The following is a 14,505-nucleotide window of genomic DNA, read 5'->3' as shown; positions in this document are numbered from 1 at the left end:
GGACAGTCAACGAATGAAGGGGCGCGACGATGTCTGATCAGAGGGTGGAGCAGGTTGTGCTGGGCAGTTCTGGACTGCACGCCACACAGTTGGGGCTGGGTGGTGGTCCACTCGGGAACATGTTTTCCCCGATCCCCGAGAGTGAGGCGCGAGCCACCCTCGAACGGGCCTGGAACCTTGGGATCCGACTCTTCGACACAGCTCCCTTCTACGGATTCGGCACGTCGGAGCGTCGCTACGGAGAGATGCTGGCCGAGCATCCAAGGGATGAGTTTGTACTGACCACCAAGGTCGGCAAGTTGCTGCGCGCCGACGCGACGCCCAAGGACGAGCAGTTTCCAGGCGGCAAGCCCTTCTTCTACGACGTGCCGGACCTCAACGTCGAGTACGACTACTCGGCAGCAGGCGTCCGACGATCGGTTGAGGAGAGCCTCGAACGCCTAGGACTCGATCGGATCGACCACGTCAGTGTTCATGACCCCGACGAGTTCTACGCCGAGAGTATGGAGGGAGCTCTCCCCGCACTTACACAGATGCGCGACGAGGGCATCATTCGCAGCGTTGGCATCGGCATTAACCAGGCCGAGTTGCTCGAGCAGTTCGTCCGCAACGCCGACCTCGACACGGTTCTCCTGGCAGGCAGGTACTCGTTGCTGGACCAGACAGCGCTCGGAACGAGCCTGTTCGAAGCCACGCAAGCCTCCAACACGGCCATCATGCTCGGAGGTGTCTACAACAGTGGGCTGCTGGCTCGACCGCTACCGGGCGCGCGGTTCAACTACGAGGAGGCCACACCTGAACTGGTCGCGAGGGCACAGTCGCTCGCGGAGGTCTGCGCACGTCATGGGGTACCGCTGATGGCCGCCGCGATCCAGTTCCCGCTGCACAACCCGGCCATCACAACGGTGCTCACGGGAGTGCGTTCGGTTGCCGAGATTGAACAGAACGTGGAGATGTTTGAGGTCGACATTCCTGAGGATCTGTGGGCCGAGATCAGAGCCGAGGGACTCGTGCACGAGCGCGCGATCCTTCCGACCGACTAACGCTGCCACTGGCGTCTCTGACCTGCCCAGGCGTCTGTGGTTGAGGCACGTTCGCGCCGGTGGCAGGTATGACGGAAACCCTTGTCAGACACCCGATCCGCTGCTAGCGTGCGCGTCACCTCAACCGACGTCCGCAGAAGTGCACGGGGGTGACTGCGGAATCTCCTAAGGAGTTCCCATGCCCCGTCCCACCGGTCAGTCGTTCAGCCGCCGCACCGTGCTCGCAGCTGGCTTGGCCGCTGTGCCCCTCGCTGTCGCTGCCCCGGCCTTCGCCAAGGGGAACTTCCCAAGTCCCGGACCGGTCATCCCGCGGGACGCGATCCTCACGTATGACGACATGATCGCGGCACTGCGCAAGATTGAGCACAGCTCACAGGGGTCTGTGACGGTGACGACGCTGCGCGAGCTCGGGATCACCCCTGGAGTGTCCGAGGCGGGACGCGATCTGTATGTCGCGACCGTGGGGACTGGTCCGAAGCATGTCTGGCTGCAGGGTCGCATCCACGGCAACGAGCCCTACGGCGTCGACAGCCTGCTGGCCATCTTGAAGTCCGTGTCCTCCAGCGGGTCTCCGGCCTACTCCCGAATCCGCGAGGAACTCACGCTGCACATCATCCCGATGTACAACCCCGACGGGTCCGAGCTCTACATCCGGCACACCATCCTGCAGGACGGCACTGAGCGTCGCATCGACCTGAACCGTGACTGGGCCCTCGACGCCTTCGCCGCCAAGGAGTCGCAGTCCTGGTATGCCTACTGGGCGCAGGTCAAGCCTGCCTTCGGACTGGACATCCACCACCAGGGTTTGAAGACCGACGAGTCCGGCGACGCGATCACCATGTCGCTGGGCATCTCGCTCTCGCCCAGCGGCCCGACCCTGCCGTTCATCAAGGACGGCCTCTTCGACATCCAAACCCGCCAGATGCAGGGCCTGGTCTACAACGAGCTCAAGGGCTATGGCTACATCGCCATGGACCGCTACAGCGTCAGTGGGGAACTGGAGCTCGACATCCACGGTGGCGTCTCGTCAGCCACGATGCTCGGGCTGAACTGGAACAACCTCAACCCCACCGGTCACTCACACCCGATGGTGTTCTTCGAGACCTACGGTGGTCCCATCGGGCAGAAATCCCGCGGCAAGGCGATCAAGCAGAACGTGCTCGGAACCGCCGAACTGCTCGACGGCCTCGCCTCAGGAGACGTGTGGAACACCGACCCCATGGTCTGGCACAACATGCCCCGCGTTGACTACACCGGGTACATCACCGACGACGGTGTCGTGCCGGGCTGGCCGATGTATCCGCCGGTCGGCTGACTGCCCAGAGCGCGGCTCGCGCGACTAGGAGGATCCGTGGGCCGCGCGGGCTGCGAGCTGGAGGGCCAATCGGGTCTCTGGGTCGCTCAGGTCGGAGCCGAGCAACGTCTGGATCCGCTGCACACGCGACGTCACGGTGTTGCGGTGGAGCCCGAGACGTTTGCCCGTCGCGACGATTGAGGACTCCTCGTCCAGATAGACCGCCAGCGTCTCGCGCTCGCGCTCGCTCAGGGGTGACAGGAGGGCAACGGCCGCGCGGGTCAGGGAGTCACCGGTGGTCCCGGCCAGCAGCAACTGGCCGAGACCGAGGCGATCAACGTGGACGAACCATCCGGAGCGCTCACGGTCGCTGGCCAAGCGTGCGGCGTCGCGTGCCTCACCCAGGGTGACGGTCAGGCCCGTCGCCCCGGACTGGAGCGAACCCACGCCCGTCGCCACACGGAAACTTGCCAGCGCGCTCTGGTGCAGATCGAGCAGGTCCTGCGCGACCCCCGAGACCTGCTGCGGGGAGGGGGCCTCGTTGAAGCTGACCCATCCCATGACACCGCCGCCGCGGGTGGTGGCGTGCGAGTCGAGTCGAATCGTGGCCAGGTGGGCGTTGACGACCTGCAAGAGCGCGAAGGGGTCCAGGCGACCGCGACCCAGCACCCGGAACCCGATGTGATGTCCGTTGGTCCGCCACCCCCGGACGCGCATCCTGCGCTCGGTCTCTGCGTCGCTCGCGCCGCCAGCCTCTAGGAAGTCTCCGAGCAGACCGGAGGATCGGGAGACCTCGCTGACAGCCTCGACCTCGTCGATCAGGAGGCGCGCGGCGACCATCGGCATGACCATCTCGACCGCGGTGGAGAGCGCGGTCCGCTGCGCGCGGCCGGAGTCACGGCTGTGCAGCACGACGCGGAGGTCAGTGCGACTGCGACTCTGCACAGGAACAGACGCGGCGAACCCATCGGTGGTGACGGACACGTCGAGCCACTGGCTGAACGCGATGGCGGAGCGCAACGACTCTGGCAGCGGGTCACCCGCCGTGCTCACCACCTCGTCCCTGCCCACGAGTGCGATGCCGTGGCCCACGTTGGCGGCCACGTTGTGGAGGAGATCCTCCATGCTGTCGGCCCGGTATTCAATGGACTGAGCAACCCTGCGGACCACGGAGAGCGCGAGCACGTCCGGGGCCTCGACGAGCTCCCATGCGGACTTGGCCACGCGGATGGGTTGCTCCGCGAGCAAGACCACAAGATCGAGTCGTTGCGCGAGAGCCTCGACCGACGTGCTGAGGGTCCCGGCCAGCACGAGGCCGGTGAATCCACGGTCGCGGACCCGTCGCAGGAGCGCGTCGACCTGCCAGGAGGCAGACGGGACAGGGGAGAGCACCACCGCCAACGCCTTCTCGACCTCGTCAGGCAGATCATCCTCGCGGCCCTCGACCACGGCGGTGGACCAGGTGCGCTCGCCGCCGGCGATCACGACGAGGCCGCCCGCGCCGGGGTGCTCCAGCAAGCTGGTGAGGGTGAGTCCTGTGGTCGTCACGCGGACAACCCGTCCAGCCCCCAGTGTGCGGGACGAGCCACAGCTGCCCGACGAGGCTCCTGGGACCACCACTGGGGTGCGGGCAGCGTCAGGATGATCAGGTCGCGGGCCATCGTGCACTCGTGCACCTGCAGGGGCGCCCTGGTGGCGGCGTCGAGGGTGACCACCAGCGTGGGGGAGTTGGCCATCACTTTGCCGTTCAGCAGCGCGGCGATGTGTTCCGAGCGCGACACGAGACGCAGCACGTCGCCAGCTGACGTCCGCACATCCGTGGAGATGACATCGGGGCGGTCGGGCTCCTGGCGCACATCCATCACCCGTCCGACGCCCAGCAGCGTGCCACCCACTGAGCTGGCCAGCGCCGACGCGTCGAGGTCCGCCCCCAGGGTCAGCACTCTGCCGACCGACAGGGCGCGCCTGGTGCTGCCGTGGATGGCATGCTGCACGAGGTCGGCCACGGTGAAGCCAGCGATGACCAGACCAGCCCATCCGCCGTTGGACTCGATGGCTGTGCGCACCACTCGCTCCACGTCGGCGGGCCGTGCCCCGTCGAGCAGAGCCACGCCGCCGGAGCCGGTGGGGGCGCAGACCACCAGCCCGGGCACATCGTCGATGAGCAGGGACAACTGGTCCAGGTCCGGCAGGCCCCGACCCATGCAGTCGGCATCAACCACCTGGTGGCTGCCCGCCAGGTGGAGGGCTGTGAGGCCGTTGAGTCCGGCCGCCTCCAGAGTGCACACCGCCCTTGCGGGGGACCCCAGCCAGCGCTGCGCCGCCGCGATCGCCTCGTCGAACGGAGCGTGGCCGGGCAACCGCTCCTCGAGCAAGAGGGTCGATCCGACATAGCCCACAGCGATGCACGGCGTCGTCGGGTCGAGCTCCGCCACGTCATGGACGGTGACCGGCCATGACGTCGATCGCTGCGCCATGATCTGCCCCACATGAGTCGAACCGCCCCCGCCAGATCCGAGCACGGCTGCACCCAGAGCCAGGGCTGGCAGGTCGGCTTGATCGAGGAGCAGAGGCACCCAGCAAGACTAGTTCTCGCCGGGGATGAGCTCCTCCACGGGCACGAACCGCTCGGACAGACCGAAGGCGGACGGGCCGAAGGCCGCGAGGGCCTCCGGGGTGCGCATCAGGTCCGGGGTCGAGATGCCCAGCACCCGCACACGCTGCCCATAACGCAGCCCCTCGGTCGTGATCGGTTCAGCCGACTCGCTCTCGGTGATGCAGATCAGGTCCGGGACGATGGCGACGAGCTCGCCGTTGCGCAGGGCGATGAGGTTCTCGTTCTGGAAGCGGATCTCCAGCTCGTCGTCACCACCATCCACGGGGACGATGCGGGCGACGCCCTTGGCGAAGCCCTCGGTCGTGCGTCGGTCGACATCAACAACCTTGCCTTCGAAGAGCGTCCGCATGTGGCAGTAGAGCGTGCTGGACAACGTCTCTGCGATGGCGTCGAAGGGAGATCGGTGCTCCTCCCTCGCCACCCGGATGGCTCGGCCCAGGGCTAGGGCCATCGACAGGGTCCGCGGCACCGCAGTGCGCCGGACGTCGGCCCCGGTCATGGCGTATTCAGCGATGTGACCGACACCGCCGAGACGGATGGTGATGGCGCGGGCCAGCCACTCCATCTGCCGGTCGTCATCGCCCGTGTCGATGATGACGCGCTCGCCGCGCTCGCCCGCGAGCGCGAGGGGAGATCCGTGGACGCCATAGACGGCGAAGGTCTCCATGGACAGCTCGGGAAAGGCCCGACCCATGCCGTCGGCATCAACGACTGGCAGCCCGGTCTCCGCCGCCACGATCAACGGGATCATCGAGTTGATGCCGCCACACTCGATCGGCATCGTCGCCTCCGCGCGCCGGTCGAGGTGCTCCTCCAGGATGCGCAGCGACAGCGACGGCTCAGTGCCAGCGGGGATCTTCTCGACCATGACCGTGGGAGCGCCCATCTGGGCGGTGGGGATAACGAAGAGATCGTCGGCCAACTCGTCGGGGTCCAGGATCGTGATCGAGCCCTCGCCCAGCACCTGCTCCACCAGCATTTTGCCGATGTAGGGGTCGCCGCCACCACCTGTGCCGAGCAGCGTCGCGCCGCGGGCGAGGTCGGGCAGGTCGTCCCGAGCGATCTGCCAACTCATGCCACGTCCTCCTGCTCGGGGTGATCTGGTGAGCCGTCGAATCGGTGACCTTCCACGGCATACCCGAAGTAGGCCGGGCCGACCATCTGCAGGGCCTCAGCGCTATGCCACCGGGGATCAGACGGTGCAGCGATGACCCGGACCCGCTGCCCGTAGCGCAGCCCCTCGGTGGTGATCGGCTCGCCGGAGTCATGCTCCAGAACCATGATCAGGTCGGGCGTAGTGGCCAGGACCGTGTCGCCGGCTTGAGCCACCAGGTGCTCGTTCTGGAAGGAGAGCTCGAGCACGTCGTGTTCGCCATCGATCCGGGCACGTCCACGCGCAAAGCCAGCGGTCGTGGCGCGTTGAACGTCGACCACCTTGCCGGCGAACAACTCGCGCCCGCCGAGCACCTCGACCACGGAAGCAACCGGGTCCTGGTTGCTGGCACGGGAGTCAGTGATGGCACGCCCGACCTGCACCGCTCGGGTCACGGAGTCCTTGACCAAGGAGGTGCGCGCCTGCGCCCCCCGCTGGGGGAACGTCGTGATCATGATGGTGCAGCCCATCTCGACGCAGGCCACGCGGACGATGCGCTCGGCCCAGGTGTTGTCGGCGGTGTGGACCACCCCGACGTTGCCCTTCTCGTCGGCGAACGACACCGGTGACGCGGCGATGCCGGAGAGGGTGGGCAGCACCATCTGCAGCTCCGGGAAGGCCCGCCCCATGCCGTCGGCGTCGACGAGCGGGAGCCCGAGTGTGGCTGCTGCGGCCACGGGCAGCGTGGAGTTGACGCCGCCGATCTCGGCGCAGACGATGTGCGTGATCGTCCCCTCGGGCAGGGCCGACTCGGCGGCCTGCACGGCCGCCCGGACCTCCTCCAAACTCGGCAGCTTTTCGACCATCACGGTCGGTGCGCCCATCATGGCGACCATCACGACCATCGCGTCGTCTGGGAGCTCGTTGAGGGGCACGACCTCCACTGGTCCGTGCGCGACAATCGCCTGCTCAGCGAGCAGAGCACCCACATGGGGGTCCCCGCCACCACCGGTGCCCAGCACAGCGGCACCCCGCGCGAGATCACGGACGGCATCCGCGGTCAATGTCCACGACATGTCACACCCCCATGTCGAGGTCGCCCACTGCCTTGACCCGGATGCGCGTGGCGTTGCCGGGCAGATAGGGGATCGGCACCTCGTCGAAGTCGACGATCTGCACGCTCGAGGGACTCGCTCCGGCCGCGATGGCCTTGTCCACCGCTTCCTGGCGTGCATCATCGAGGATCGCGTCACGCCGAGAGGGCTCGACCGCAAAGACCTTGTCGATCTCGCCGCCAACCTGGGCGATCGAGGCTCCGATCGCGTTGGCCACCGCATAGTTCTCCGGTCGGTGGATGGCACCGAAGATGGGGAGCTCATCCGGGAGCAGGATGGAGCCACCGCCGACGGCGACGACGGGGACCGGCTCGGCGGACGTGCGCATCCGGTCCACGGCCTCGGCGATCCGGTCGGCGAGACCCGCGAGCGCGCGCTCCACGAAGGCAGGGTCCAGGTCGGAGACCAGTGACTTGTCGCCGATGTCGGCACGACCGCTGGCCACCGCGAGGTCGGTCGCGGTCAGCTGCGACCCGCCGAACACCCTGGCTTGAGAGGTCAGTTGGTAGCCCACCGACTCCGGACCGACCATGCCAGTGTCGAGGGCCACATGGCTGCCACCGCCAATGCCCAGCGAGAGGACGTCGGGCATACGGAAGTTCGTGCGGACGCCGGCCACCCGCACCTCGGTGGTGTTCTCCCGAGGGAAGCCCTTGACCAGCAGGCCCACGTCACTCGTCGTGCCGCCGATGTCGACCACCGCGCAGGACTCCAGGCCGCTGGTGGCCGCGGCCCCGCGCATCGAGTTGGTCGGGCCCGAGGCGAAGGTCGCGACGGGATAGCGCCGGACGTAGTCCTCGTCCATCAGGGTGCCGTCGTTCTGGCTGAGGAAGATGGGCGCATCGATCCCGTGGGCACGCACTGCGGTGTTGAGCCCGTCGACGATGTTCGTGGCCATCTCGCGCAGGGCGGCGTTGATGATCGTGGCGTTCTCCCGCTCGAGCAGGCCGATCCGACCGATCTCGTGAGAGAGCGAGATCGCGACGTCGGGACCGAGTTCCTCGCCGATGATGCTCGCGGCCTCGACCTCCAGGTCGTGGTTGACGGGGCTGAAGACCGAGGAGATCGCGACCGACCGTATGCCGTGGCTCGCCATGTCAGCGGCGTGCCGTCGCAACTCGTCGGGGTCCATGGGGGAGATGGGGCGACCGTCGAACTCGTAGCCGCCGTGGGCCAGGTAGGCACGGCCCTGAATCGCTGCGCTGAGTCGCTCCGGCCAGTCGACCAGCGGCGGAAGCGCCCGGGTGGCTGGGAGGCCAAGTCGCAGCGCTGCGGTCGGGGCCAGCCGGCGGGCCTCCACCAGGCCGTTGATGAAGTGCGTGGTCCCGATCATGACCGCCTTGACAGCGGACCCCTCAAACTGTCGCTGGGCACGCAACTGCTCGATGGCGCTGATGATGCCGCTGGTGACGTCGTCGCTGGTGGCCTGCTTGACGGAGGCCAGCACCTGGGTGCCCTCCATCAGGACAGCGTCGGTGTTGGTGCCGCCAACATCAATTCCGATGTGCATTGCTTGTCTCCTCAGGTGTGATCAGGGTCAGTTGGTCTCGGGGGTGAGCTCGGCAGTCCTGGGTGACCGAGTCTGGGCAACCCCCACCCCCTGGACGAGACCGAGTCGGCCCGCCACGACATACAGGACGATCGACAGCACCAGTGAGGTGATGCTCGGGATCCCCCAGGTGAGGAAATAGCCGGCCACGGAGGAGACCGCCCAGATCACCAGGGTCGCCGGGACGACCCGGGGTGCTGTCTCGGGAAGGGTCACGGCATCGCGGGTGGCATCGAGCTCCCCACGCCACTTCTTCACGAAGAAATACTCGGCAATCATGATGCCGGCGATCGGTGGGAAGGCCGCTCCGAGCACCACGAGGAACTCGGTGAAGTGTCCCAGGATCCCGACTGCGGCCAGGATCGAGCCGACCACGCCGAGGACGACGGTGGTGGTGACCCGGTGCAGGTCGCGGCCGAAGGCTGTGGAGATGAAGTTCACGAGACCGAGGGCCGAGGAGTAGAGGTTCCAGTCGTTGATCTTCAGCGTGCCGGTGACCACGATCAGCAGGCCGACCAGGCCCACGGAGGAGGTGATGATCGCCACGATGTTGCCGGTGCCCGCGGCGTGAGCGAGCAGGACTCCGGCCAGACCGATCACGAACTCTCCGAGCGTCACGCCAACGACCGTCTGCTTGACGACGTCCTTGGCGGACCGGTTGAAGCGGGTCATGTCGGCGGTGATGATGGCGCCCACGATGAGACCTCCGGCCACGATGGCGGTGCCTGCGGGCACCGACAGGTTGGGCCCCGGCGGTGGTGAGGTCAGCAGGTCACCGATGCTGTGGCGGCTCAGCTCGGTGATGATCGACCAGCCGACGAGCACCAGGAACAGTGGCACCGTGACGTTGGCCAACCACTGCATGCCGCCGAAGCCGAAGGCGACGATGGCAGTGACAGCGAGACCGAACAGCAGGCACCAGGCCCAGATGGGCATGATCCCCGGCAGCAGGGAGTCGAGGGACTCGGCAGAGATCGCAGACTGGATGCCGAACCAGCCGATCAGGCTGATGCCGATCGCGAGCCCGACCAAGGACGCACCGACCTCACCGAACCCGGTCCAGCGTGCGAGCAGGGCCGTGTTGAGGCCCTCCTTCTGCCCAATGATGCCGACGATGCACATGATCACCTCGAGGATGACCGACCCGAAGATGAAGGCCAGGACGGCATTGCCAAAGGTCATGCCGTATCCGAGGGTGGCTCCCAGCAGGAACTGGGAGAGGGCACTGACCTGCCCGAACCGCTGCACGGCGATGCCGAACCAGTGGCGTTGGGCCTGTGGTGTGACCCGGGAGAGGGCGAAGTCGTCTGCGTCAGCCATCGTTGGCAGTCCTTCCGGAAGGTGTGTTCCGGTGAACCTACGGGCGCAGTCTCAGCGTGCCAATGGGCGAACTGCTGAACGTGAGTGCCTTGACTGGGCACAGTGCACTGCCTCGTGCTTCATTGACCGTCGCTGTCGCCCAGTTGGTCGTTTCCTCCTAAGGGTCCAGTCGCGTGTTCCGTCGAGTAGCCGCGACCTCGGCACGCACGCTTCGGAGCATCTGTTCGGCTTGTAGGTCGTCGGGCAACTCTTCGTCGTAGTCAACCTCGTCCGCCATCAGCGCCTGGTATTGCTGCTCCCGCCGCTGAGCGCGATAACTCAGGACATCGGTCAGTTTGACCAAGCGTCGACGGACTCCGGATGTTTCGCTCGGCAGGACGCCGTCATCAATCAACTTCACCAGTGTGGGACGACTCACCACGAGCAGGTCTGCGGCTTGCTGGGTGGTCAGCAGCGCGTTGTGAGGCGCAACCGTGATGCCCTCGTCTCGTGTAGTCATCGCGCTCCTCCTGGGTGCGCACCAAACGTAGCAACTCTCGTTTGTCGCGTCAGTGTCGTGCGGCGCGCGACCACTCAGACGCCCGCGCGCAACTGACTCAGATGCTGGTCACGGGGCATGACAGCCCCGCGACCAGCGTCACGATGTCCAGCTGGTCAGCGAGCGAGATAGCCGCCGTCGACGGGGATGTAGGAGCCCGTGATGAAGCTGGCCTGGTCGCTGCTGAGCCAAGCGAACGTGTCTCCGACCTCGTGGGGCTCACCCATGCGGCCCACGGCGTGCATGCCCGGGAGTTGCTTGCGCACGTCCTCCGGCATGTTGTCCTCCAGGCCGGTCTTGATGAAAGCCGGTCCGACCGCCAGAGCGCGAATGCCCTGGGTGCCGTATTCGAGGGCCACGGTCTTCATCATGCCGATGACGGCGTGCTTCGCGGCGGAATAGGGCAGCATGCCCCAGAGGCCGCGGTCACCGGCGATGCTGGAGGTGGTGATGATCACGCCTCCACCTGCGCGCAACATGGCAGGCAGCTGTGCCTTGAGACCATAGAAGACCCCATCGAGGTCGACCGACCGCACCCGCTCCCAGTCCTCGACCGGCAGGTCAGCCGTTGGAACCGCTGGGATGGTGATGCCGGCGTTGTTCGCCGCGATGTCCACGCGCCCGAACTTCTCCTCCATCTCGGCGACGATGTCGAGGTGCTGCTGTGGGTTGGTGGTGTCCAGATGACCGCTCGCTGCCGTGCCACCCGCTGAAGTGATGGCCTCCGCAACGGAGGCAGCGGCCTCGGCGTTGATGTCGGTGACCATGACGGTGGCTCCCTCACGGGCATAAGACTCTGCGATGGCCTTGCCCAGTCCGGCGCCGCCTCCAGTGACCAGAGCGACCTTTCCTTCGAGCAACATCACGTCACGTCCCTTCAGTTGCGCCAACGATGGTGCGGGTCTGACGGGCTGTTATTCCTGATGGTCAGGCGTCTCGCGCCGGACTCGAGGGCCCCACGACCAGCGTCGGCTCCAACCGGACTTCGTGCTCGTCCTGCTCCTGTGGGAGCTCCAGGACCAGGTCGAGGATGCGCCGGCTGATCGCCTCGACCGGTTGGCGCACCGTGGTGAGTGTGGGGTGGGCAAAGGGCGTGACGCCGACGCCGTCAAAGCCGATCACCCGGAAGTCCTCCGGGATGCGGTGGCCGGTGGCGTGCAGGCGGCTCATCAGCCCCAGAGCGATGACATCGGCCGTGGCGACGATCGTGGCGGCGGACAGCCCCGACTCGAGGATCTGGTCGGCGGCCTCCTGCCCCCACTGGGTGCTGAAGTCGCCCAGGAACACGGGGGAGTCGGGGAAGTGGCGGCGGAACCCGTCAAGGCGCTCGTGTGCTGAGGAGGACTGGGTCTCGGCGCCGACATAGACCACCGGCTGGGCGGTGGTGTCGACGTCATGCGCGACGTGTTCGGCGATCAAGTCCATGCCGTGGCGGTTGTCGCAGCCGACGTAATAGGCACCCGTCGTCAGGACGCGGCGGTCCAACTGCACGGTGAGCGTGTGGGAGATGGCCTGCTCCAGCCCGGGTGCGCTCTCGATCTCATCGCACGGGATCGCAACAAGAGCTGCCACCTGCCGGTCGAGGAAAGATGAGATCAGCCGCGCCTCGTTCTCCACACTGCCGCCGGCGCTGGCCACGAGCAGCTCCATGTCGGAGGTCTCCACGACCCGGCTGAGGTGCTCAGCCAGCGAGGCGAAGAACGGGTTGTCCAGGTCAGGGACGAGCAGCCCGACCACGCTGCTGCGCTGCTGACGCAGGGCCCGGCCCAGCAGGTTGGTGCGATAACCCAGCTCCTGGGCCGTCTTGCGGACGTGCTCGGCCAACTCGGGAGACATCGGCCGGTTGCCGCTGAGGGCCCGCGACACGGTGGCCGACGACACGCCGGCCTGGCGCGCGACATCCGAGATCGTCACGCGGTTGCTGCGTGCTGCCACAGCGCTGTCCTCCCCGTTTTTCGTGCCCTTTATCAAACCGAGACCTCGTGGGGTCTGGTCATCCTGTGACGGGCAGGCTACCGTAAGGCCACGCGTCGGAAATCGATTACCGACGGACCCCCAGGAGGCTCCCATGACCACGCACCTTCGCTCCCACTCCCGGCTGGCCCTTGCGCTGGGACTCTCGGGGGCCCTGTTCCTCAGCGCCTGCACCACGGGCAACGAGGAGCCAGCAGATGACGCCGCAGCCGACGACGCGGCGGCCGATGACAGCGCAGCAGACGACGGCGCCGGCGAGTCCGAAGCTGCTGGGGGCGGCGATGAGGACTGCACCATCGGCATGACCCAGATCAACCAGACGGCCGTCTTCTTCACCCAGATGAACGAGGGCGCGCAGGAGGCCGCGGACGCGGCTGGCTGTGAGCTGGTCATCGCCAACGCCAACAACGACTCGGCCAAGCAGAGCGACGACATCGAGAACTTCATGACGCAGGGCATCGACGGCCTGATCGTCGTGGCCATCGACGTCAACGGTGTGATGCCGGCCGTCGAGGCCGCCCAGGCCCAGGACATCCCGGTCGTCGCGATCGACGCCGAGCTCGAGGGCGTGGAGACCTTCGTTGGGGTCGACAACCTCGGCGCGGGCAAGGAGGCCGGCGAGTGGATGGTCGAGAACGGCCTGATCGAGGGCCGCAGCTATGGCGTCGTCGACGCCAAGAACTCCTTCATCCAGAACCAGCGCGAGGACAGCTTCCGCGAGGTGATCGACGCCGGCGGCGCCGAATACACCCAGAGCGTCAACGGTGAGAACGTCCAGGAGACCGCGGCCACCGCCGCCCAGGACCTGATCACCGCACAGCCGGAGCTGGGCTTCATCTACACCACCGGCGAGCCGGCCACCGTCGGCGCGACCGCTGCCCTCGGCGGCGGAGGCGACACCAAGATCATCGGCTGGGACCTGACCAAGGAGGTTATCGGCGGCATCGACAGCGGTGTCGTCGAGGCCGTCATCCAGCAGGACCCCAAGCAGGAGGGTGTCGAGGCGGTCAACGAGCTCAAGGCCATCCTCGGCGGCGCCGAGCCCCAGGGCTTCATCGACGTGCCGATCACGATCGTGACCAGCGAGAACGTCGACGACTTCCGCGCCATCTTCGAGTGACCACGGCGCAGAACTAGCCACTGACCACCACCCACCACACCTGAGCACACCCGACCGCAACCGACCCTGGAGGTTGACGCATGACATCGTCCGTGACGGAGGACCTGAGGCCGACCGGCCCACGGGTCGAGATGCAGGACATCCGCAAGCGCTATGGCGTCATGGACGTCCTGCGCGGAGTCAACCTCCAGGTCGCGGCGGGTGAGGTGATCGGGCTGGTCGGCGACAACGGCGCCGGCAAATCGACGCTGATGAAGATGCTGGCGGGGGCCGTCACCCCCGACAGCGGCACGATCCGCGTCGACGGCACCGAGCTCACCGGCGCCGGGCCCCGAGAGTCGCGCGAGCACGGCATCGAGATGGTCTATCAGGACCTCGCCCTGTGCAACGACCTCGACGTCGCCGCCAACCTCTTCCTCGGCCGGGAGCTCCACAGCAAGTGGACCCGCCGCCTGGACCACCAGCGCATGCACGAGGAGGCCGCGCAGGACCTGAAGACCCTGCACATCCGGATCAGCGACACCTATCAGGAGGTCGGCAACCTCTCCGGTGGCCAGCGCCAGGCCGTGGCGATCGCCCGTGCCGTGACCTTCCACCCCAAGGTCCTCGTCCTGGACGAGCCGACCGCGGCCCTGGCCGCCAAGGAGGTGGAGATGGTCCTGCAGCTGATCCGCGACGTCTCCGCCCGCGGGGTCAGCGTCGTGCTGATCACCCACCGCCTGCAGGACCTGTTTGAGGTGTGCGACCGCCTGGTGGTCCTGCACGAGGGCGTCATGCACCGTGAGCTCGAGCCCTCCGAGACCGACCTGACCGAACTCGTCGCAGCGATGATGGGGAAGTGA

13 protein-coding genes are annotated in these 14,505 nt (G+C 67.0%); 4 read left to right on the top strand and 9 right to left on the bottom strand.

What is annotated here, in order from left to right; all coding sequences use genetic code 11:
- Positions 1-29 precede the first annotated feature (29 nt).
- Positions 30-1,043 (top strand): aldo/keto reductase, encoded by a 1,014-nt coding sequence (locus tag NF556_RS16265; RefSeq protein WP_256829529.1) that lies wholly within the window; start codon positions 30-32, stop codon positions 1,041-1,043.
- 178 nt (positions 1,044-1,221) lie between these two features.
- Entirely contained in the window at positions 1,222-2,358 is a 1,137-nt protein-coding gene (locus NF556_RS16260) for a M14 family zinc carboxypeptidase (RefSeq protein WP_252592071.1), read from the top strand.
- 24 nt (positions 2,359-2,382) lie between these two features.
- Here NF556_RS16260 and NF556_RS16255 read toward each other — a convergent pair whose 3' ends face one another.
- The 9 genes from NF556_RS16255 to NF556_RS16215 form a co-directional block, all read right to left on the bottom strand.
- Positions 2,383-3,885 carry a PucR family transcriptional regulator gene (locus NF556_RS16255; protein ID WP_252592070.1) on the bottom strand — a complete coding sequence of 501 codons (1,503 nt, stop codon included), beginning with the start codon at positions 3,883-3,885 and terminating at the stop codon, positions 2,383-2,385.
- A complete protein-coding gene (locus tag NF556_RS16250) occupies positions 3,882-4,913 on the bottom strand; it encodes a DUF917 domain-containing protein (RefSeq protein ID WP_252592069.1) in 1,032 nt (343 codons plus the stop codon). The genes NF556_RS16255 and NF556_RS16250 overlap by 4 nt, the downstream gene beginning before the upstream one ends.
- Before the next feature lie 9 nt (positions 4,914-4,922).
- Positions 4,923-6,029, bottom strand: coding sequence for an S-methyl thiohydantoin desulfurase family protein (locus tag NF556_RS16245; RefSeq protein WP_252592068.1), 1,107 nt, complete (start codon positions 6,027-6,029; stop codon positions 4,923-4,925).
- Positions 6,026-7,123: an S-methyl thiohydantoin desulfurase family protein gene (locus NF556_RS16240; RefSeq protein ID WP_252592067.1), complete on the bottom strand. Its 1,098-nt coding sequence runs from the start codon at positions 7,121-7,123 to the stop codon at positions 6,026-6,028. Before NF556_RS16240 ends, NF556_RS16245 begins: the two co-directional genes overlap by 4 nt.
- Before the next feature lies 1 nt (position 7,124).
- A complete protein-coding gene (locus NF556_RS16235; RefSeq protein WP_252592066.1) occupies positions 7,125-8,672 on the bottom strand; it encodes a hydantoinase/oxoprolinase family protein in 1,548 nt (515 codons plus the stop codon).
- 27 nt (positions 8,673-8,699) lie between these two features.
- Positions 8,700-10,031 (bottom strand): purine-cytosine permease family protein, encoded by a 1,332-nt coding sequence (locus NF556_RS16230; RefSeq protein ID WP_252592065.1) that lies wholly within the window; start codon positions 10,029-10,031, stop codon positions 8,700-8,702.
- Between the two features lie 157 nt (positions 10,032-10,188).
- Complete coding sequence (locus NF556_RS16225; RefSeq protein WP_252592064.1) at positions 10,189-10,530, bottom strand: excisionase family DNA-binding protein; 342 nt, start codon at positions 10,528-10,530, stop codon at positions 10,189-10,191.
- Positions 10,531-10,685: 155 nt separating this feature from the next.
- The gene (locus NF556_RS16220) at positions 10,686-11,432 is read right to left on the bottom strand and encodes an SDR family NAD(P)-dependent oxidoreductase (RefSeq protein WP_252592063.1); all 747 of its coding nucleotides are present in this window, start codon (positions 11,430-11,432) and stop codon (positions 10,686-10,688) included.
- Between the two features lie 64 nt (positions 11,433-11,496).
- Positions 11,497-12,504 (bottom strand): LacI family DNA-binding transcriptional regulator, encoded by a 1,008-nt coding sequence (locus tag NF556_RS16215; protein WP_252592062.1) that lies wholly within the window; start codon positions 12,502-12,504, stop codon positions 11,497-11,499.
- Between the two features lie 133 nt (positions 12,505-12,637).
- On the opposite strand from NF556_RS16215, the gene NF556_RS16210 reads away from it, so the two are divergent.
- Both NF556_RS16210 and NF556_RS16205 read left to right on the top strand, forming a co-directional pair.
- Positions 12,638-13,663 (top strand): substrate-binding domain-containing protein, encoded by a 1,026-nt coding sequence (locus NF556_RS16210; RefSeq protein WP_252592061.1) that lies wholly within the window; start codon positions 12,638-12,640, stop codon positions 13,661-13,663.
- A gap of 80 nt (positions 13,664-13,743) precedes the next feature.
- Complete coding sequence (locus NF556_RS16205; protein ID WP_252592060.1) at positions 13,744-14,505, top strand: ATP-binding cassette domain-containing protein; 762 nt, start codon at positions 13,744-13,746, stop codon at positions 14,503-14,505.

Source organism: Ornithinimicrobium faecis, assembly GCF_023923225.1.
Taxonomy (GTDB): domain Bacteria; phylum Actinomycetota; class Actinomycetes; order Actinomycetales; family Dermatophilaceae; genus Ornithinicoccus; species Ornithinicoccus faecis.
This window is presented reverse-complemented; position numbering and strand designations above follow the sequence as displayed.

Excerpts from the sequence above, each read along its gene's own strand:
- NF556_RS16265 (WP_256829529.1), top strand. The coding sequence starts at position 30 with ATGTCTGATCAGAGGGTGGAGCAGGTTGTGCTGGGCAGTTCTGGACTG.
- NF556_RS16260 (WP_252592071.1), top strand. The coding sequence starts at position 1,222 with ATGCCCCGTCCCACCGGTCAGTCGTTCAGCCGCCGCACCGTGCTCGCA.
- NF556_RS16245 (WP_252592068.1), bottom strand. The coding sequence starts at position 6,029 with ATGAGTTGGCAGATCGCTCGGGACGACCTGCCCGACCTCGCCCGCGGC.
- NF556_RS16240 (WP_252592067.1), bottom strand. The coding sequence starts at position 7,123 with ATGTCGTGGACATTGACCGCGGATGCCGTCCGTGATCTCGCGCGGGGT.
- NF556_RS16235 (WP_252592066.1), bottom strand. The coding sequence starts at position 8,672 with ATGCACATCGGAATTGATGTTGGCGGCACCAACACCGACGCTGTCCTG.
- NF556_RS16230 (WP_252592065.1), bottom strand. The coding sequence starts at position 10,031 with ATGGCTGACGCAGACGACTTCGCCCTCTCCCGGGTCACACCACAGGCC.
- NF556_RS16225 (WP_252592064.1), bottom strand. The coding sequence starts at position 10,530 with ATGACTACACGAGACGAGGGCATCACGGTTGCGCCTCACAACGCGCTG.
- NF556_RS16220 (WP_252592063.1), bottom strand. The coding sequence starts at position 11,432 with ATGTTGCTCGAAGGAAAGGTCGCTCTGGTCACTGGAGGCGGCGCCGGA.
- NF556_RS16210 (WP_252592061.1), top strand. The coding sequence starts at position 12,638 with ATGACCACGCACCTTCGCTCCCACTCCCGGCTGGCCCTTGCGCTGGGA.
- NF556_RS16205 (WP_252592060.1), top strand. The coding sequence starts at position 13,744 with ATGACATCGTCCGTGACGGAGGACCTGAGGCCGACCGGCCCACGGGTC.